The sequence below is a fragment of the Streptomyces sp. NPDC051133 genome, assembly GCF_040682635.1.
In the GTDB taxonomy this organism is placed as follows: Bacteria; Actinomycetota; Actinomycetes; order Streptomycetales; family Streptomycetaceae; genus Streptomyces.
Map to the genome: position 1 here is coordinate 1 of NZ_JBFBBK010000143.1, position 4,003 is coordinate 4,003.

Here is a 4,003-nt window from a genome sequence, read left to right on the forward strand (position 1 = left end):
AGGTCATGGCGGAAGAGGGCGACCTGAGCGACGTGGAGGGCGTCCCCGGCATCGGTCTTGCGGTCTCCGCCGGTGGCCAGCAGCCGGGCCCGGGCGGACAGGGTGGAGGGCACGTCGACCACGTTCTCGCCCGCGGCGGCCAGCTGCTGGGCGAGCGGGCGGCCCAGGCCGCCGGCGCCCTCGACCGCGAAACGACGGTCGGGCCACTGCTCGCACCAGCGCATCAGCTGGCGGAAGGTTCCGGCGTTGACGACGAACCTGCGCTGTGCCACCTGGTGGCCTGCTGCGTCGACGGCGACGGCGGTGTGGGACGACTTGTGGGGATCGACACCGATCAGGATCACAGGCTGCTGCCCTCGCACTCGATGAGACAGGAAGGAGAGTGCGGTGGGCACCCTGACTTGAAGTCACTGCGTCACCTTCATGCCTCTGTCGAGCCACACCGCTCGGGTGTCGGTCGGCGGCGGCACGCTATTAGTGAGCCAGCCCGAAGGCGGCAAGGAGCACTGCGGGCCCGTGCCGACCGACACCCTGGACGCTACGGCTGCAGACCGAGCATCTGGGGTCGATTCAACAAGTCAGGCGCTTGGTCCAGAAGCCCCGTCACTGTCTTGTCCACCCACCCGACCGGCGCGTGCCGCCCTCGGAACGGACTCGCCTCAAGGACGGACATGACCAGCATGACGCACGACGGCCCGCAGATCACCGGCGGAGTCGACACCCGCGGGCTCGCCCACCATGCCGCAGTGATCGACACAGCCGGCCGGCACCTGGCCGACCGAGAGTTCCCCGCCACCATCCGCGGCTACCGGGATCTGCTGGAGTGGATGCGCTCACACGGCGCGCTCATCGCGGTGGGAGTGGCACCGGCGCTTACGGAGCCGAACTCGCCCGGGTGCTGACCGCCGCAGGCGTTGCCGTTGTGGATGCATCGCGCTGGCTCGGGGATCGAGGGCCGGCGCAGACGGTGAGGAGTCGCGGATTCGATAGCCCGGTGAGGGACTCGCGCAGCTGTGATGGTGCGCTGACCATGAGTGCCTTGAGCTGGCCTGGGCCCGGTTGCGGATCGCGGAGTCCTGGACGACCTTAAGAACGCGGAGGTCCTCCACCGGACCGTTCTTGCTCTTCGGAGTGCTGGTGGCACGGCCGCCCAGGACGGCCCGGGCAGCGGCCTCGGCGTCGACCGCGTCGGTCTTCCCCGAACGTCGTCGCGCCGCGCGGTCCGGCCGGTTGACCTCAATGACTTCTACGCCCGCCCTCGGCGGTCAGGGGCGGGACCAGCCCGACGCCGTAGGAGCCGGCCCCCGCCACCCCGGCCCGCTCAACGGTCCCCAACCTTCCTGTCCAGAAAAGGAGTTCGCCGTAGCCCTCTGCCGTGGCGGGGAACCGTGCGTTCCCAGGAGAGCCCCAAGGACGCTGACGACAGCCGCGACATGCACGTCTTTGTGAGTGTCCACGCTGAGCACCACCACGGTGGAACGGGCGGACGGCTGTGTGTTCCTGCTGCTGTGCAGCATGCTGGGGGGATCATTCGTCTCGCTCGATCGCTTCGGGACGTTTGGCCACCGCCGGACCGGTGGGGCGGTCAGGACTGTGAGGGTGCCTGTCGCGAAAGCCCTATCGGGACACGCCCACCGGGCCGGCGGCAGCGAGCACCGCATGGGCCGTGACCGACAGATCCATCTACGAGACACCAAGGTCAGTCACAGACCGGGCCAGGCCACGCCCCGTGCGCAACCCCACCAGTCTCACAGTCCCAAATGACGACGATCAGCTTGCCGAGCTGCTGGTGGGCGGCGACCAACAGGTCGCGGTAATCGGTCCAGGCGAAGCTGCGGCGTCCGCCGGGCTTGAGGTCCGGGTGGACCATCGGCCGCCAGATCAGCCGGGAGCGTTCGCCTGGCTTGTAGCAGGCCGGGGCCGCGATGGAGATCCGGCGCTGGGAACGACCCTGACGCGGACGACCGGCGTGAGACCGCGGGGCGACCAGGTGCGGGCGGTGGGCGGCGTCATCGAGAAGCCGGCCTCGTCCTCGAAGACGAGCCAGGCGTCGAGCGCCGCCACGGTGCTTCCACGGACGGCCAGGTCTCCTTCACCCCGATCCTCGGCTCCGTCAGACAGAGCCGTTGTACGAGCTTGGGATGACGCAGTAGGTGACGGTGTCGGGGATGTAATACAAGTCGTTCTGAGGATTGACCACAGCGTGCAGGCCTGTGTCGTGCACACCGCCGCGGGGGAAGCCCAAAACGCCGTTGTAGAGGTATGTGTTGCCGTTCGGAGCGGGTTCGCCGAGGCCCTGGATGATGACAGCGCGTGCAGCGTACGGACCGGTGAGGGTGAATTGGACCACCGGACCGGTGGTGCTCTGAGTCGTGGTGTTGACGAGGTGCCCGCCGTTGCCGAAATCGACCCCGGCGTTGCCATCCGTGCGCAGCTCCACGGTGAAGTCCACCCCCGGGACGCCGGCGCAGGCCGCATTGGGCTGAACCTCGAACGGGTCTACCGCAGCTGCGGCAGCTGGGCTGGCGGCGATGCCGAGAACCACGGTGGTAGTCAAGCCGGCACCGGCGAGACGCGCTGTCCATCCCGCTCGTCGCGATACTGTCTTTGTTCGGGTAGCTACTCGCATAACGAGCACTCCTTCTCGTTCCTTGGGCGCCGGAGCTCTGGCACCGGATCTCACCCCCGCGGAATCTTGTACGTGTTGTTTTGGTCGTTCAAACTCGGAACATTCGTCCTGCCACCGGGCGTCTCGACGTCTATATGAATGGACTGTCGACACGCGTTGCGACTCCTTTCCTGGGCCATCCCAGACCCTTAAACGGCCAAAATGTGAAACGCGCGTCGTAGGCCGCGGAAAGTTCACCGGAAAAGGCCTGCCCGACGGCTCGTCACGTCGGTGTGGCGGAAGGCGGGGGCCCAGGACACCTGGGCCCGGGCCACTTCGCGGCGGCACGCCAAGCGGTCCCGCCTCCGACATTCGGACTGTCGCCCCTTCGGCCGCCCGGAAGCCCGATGGCAGGTCAGTATCGGCTGTAGCTTCCGGGCAAAGGAAGGCTGGCCGGGATGTGGTTCCCTCTCTGTGTGGGCCGCCCGTCGCCCGGTCCCTGTGGAAGACGATGCCGTACTCCCCAGGCGAACCGGTTGACCTCCGCGACAGACTCGCCCATCGACCGCAGGTAAAGGGCATAGGCCGCTGACTCCGTCTGCTCCGCCATTGACGGCGTGTCGGACGGCGGGTCGCCGGTCCGCGACGCAAGGTGACGGACAGACCTCTCAAGAAGGGACGAACGTTGCCTGAGATTACCCCTCCGTACGCGACCGGCACACCGTGCTGGGTCGATCTGATGGCGCAGGACCAGCGGGCTGCGCTGGACTTCTACAGAGACCTGCTCGGCTGGCAGGGTGAGCCCGGTCCGGCCGAGTTCGGCGGGTACGCAGTCTGCGAGCTGAACGGCAAGGCCGCGGCCGGCATCGGCCCGGCGATGGCCCTCGGAGGGCAGCCGGCACCGCCGACCGTCTGGACCAGCTACCTGGCCAGCACCGACGCCGAGGCCACCCAGGATGAGATCGTCGCCGCAGGCGGCACTCTGCTCGTCCCGGTGATGGACGTCGGCAATCTCGGTCGGATGCTGGTCGCGTCCGACCCGCAGGGCGCGGTGTTCGGCGTCTGGCAGTCCGGCGAGTTCTTCGGTGCGAAGGTGGTCAACGAGCCCGGCGCGCTGACCTGGAACGAGCTGCACACCAGCGACGTGGGCGCCGCTACCGCCTTCTACGGGGAGGCCTTCGGCATCGAGATCGAGCCGCTGGAGGGCGCGGACGCGTACTGGGAGCTGCGGGTCGGCGGCCGGGCGGTCGGCGGTGTCACACTGCTCGCCAACGACCCGCCGGGCACACCTGCGCACTGGCTGACCTACTTCGCGGTCGGCGACGTGGACTCCACCGTGGACGCCCTGGTCAAGCAGGGCGGCACGGTCCTCGCCCCGCCATTCGACATGATCGC

The 4,003-nt window shown here is 68.3% G+C and carries 4 protein-coding genes and 1 pseudogene; 2 read left to right on the plus strand and 3 right to left on the minus strand.

All coding sequences use genetic code 11. The features are described 5' to 3' along the window. Positions 1-344: transposase (locus tag AB0N17_RS45450; protein WP_366017559.1), on the minus strand; the 344-nt coding region annotated here is incomplete at its 3' end. Between the two features lie 327 nt (positions 345-671). Between AB0N17_RS45450 and AB0N17_RS45455 the strand changes: the two genes are divergently transcribed. Then, entirely contained in the window at positions 672-902 is a 231-nt protein-coding gene (locus tag AB0N17_RS45455; RefSeq protein ID WP_366017560.1) for a hypothetical protein, read from the plus strand. An 851-nt stretch (positions 903-1,753) separates the two neighbouring features. Here the strand turns inward: AB0N17_RS45455 and AB0N17_RS45460 are convergent. Both AB0N17_RS45460 and AB0N17_RS45465 read right to left on the minus strand, forming a co-directional pair. Further along, positions 1,754-2,013 (minus strand): annotated as a pseudogene (locus AB0N17_RS45460) (IS630 family transposase); the annotation flags it as partial. Positions 2,014-2,113: 100 nt separating this feature from the next. Next, positions 2,114-2,545, minus strand: coding sequence for a hypothetical protein (locus AB0N17_RS45465; protein WP_366017561.1), 432 nt, complete (start codon positions 2,543-2,545; stop codon positions 2,114-2,116). Positions 2,546-3,293: 748 nt separating this feature from the next. On the opposite strand from AB0N17_RS45465, the gene AB0N17_RS45470 reads away from it, so the two are divergent. Then, on the plus strand, positions 3,294-4,003 hold a 710-nt coding region (locus tag AB0N17_RS45470), incomplete at its 3' end, for a VOC family protein (RefSeq protein ID WP_366017562.1).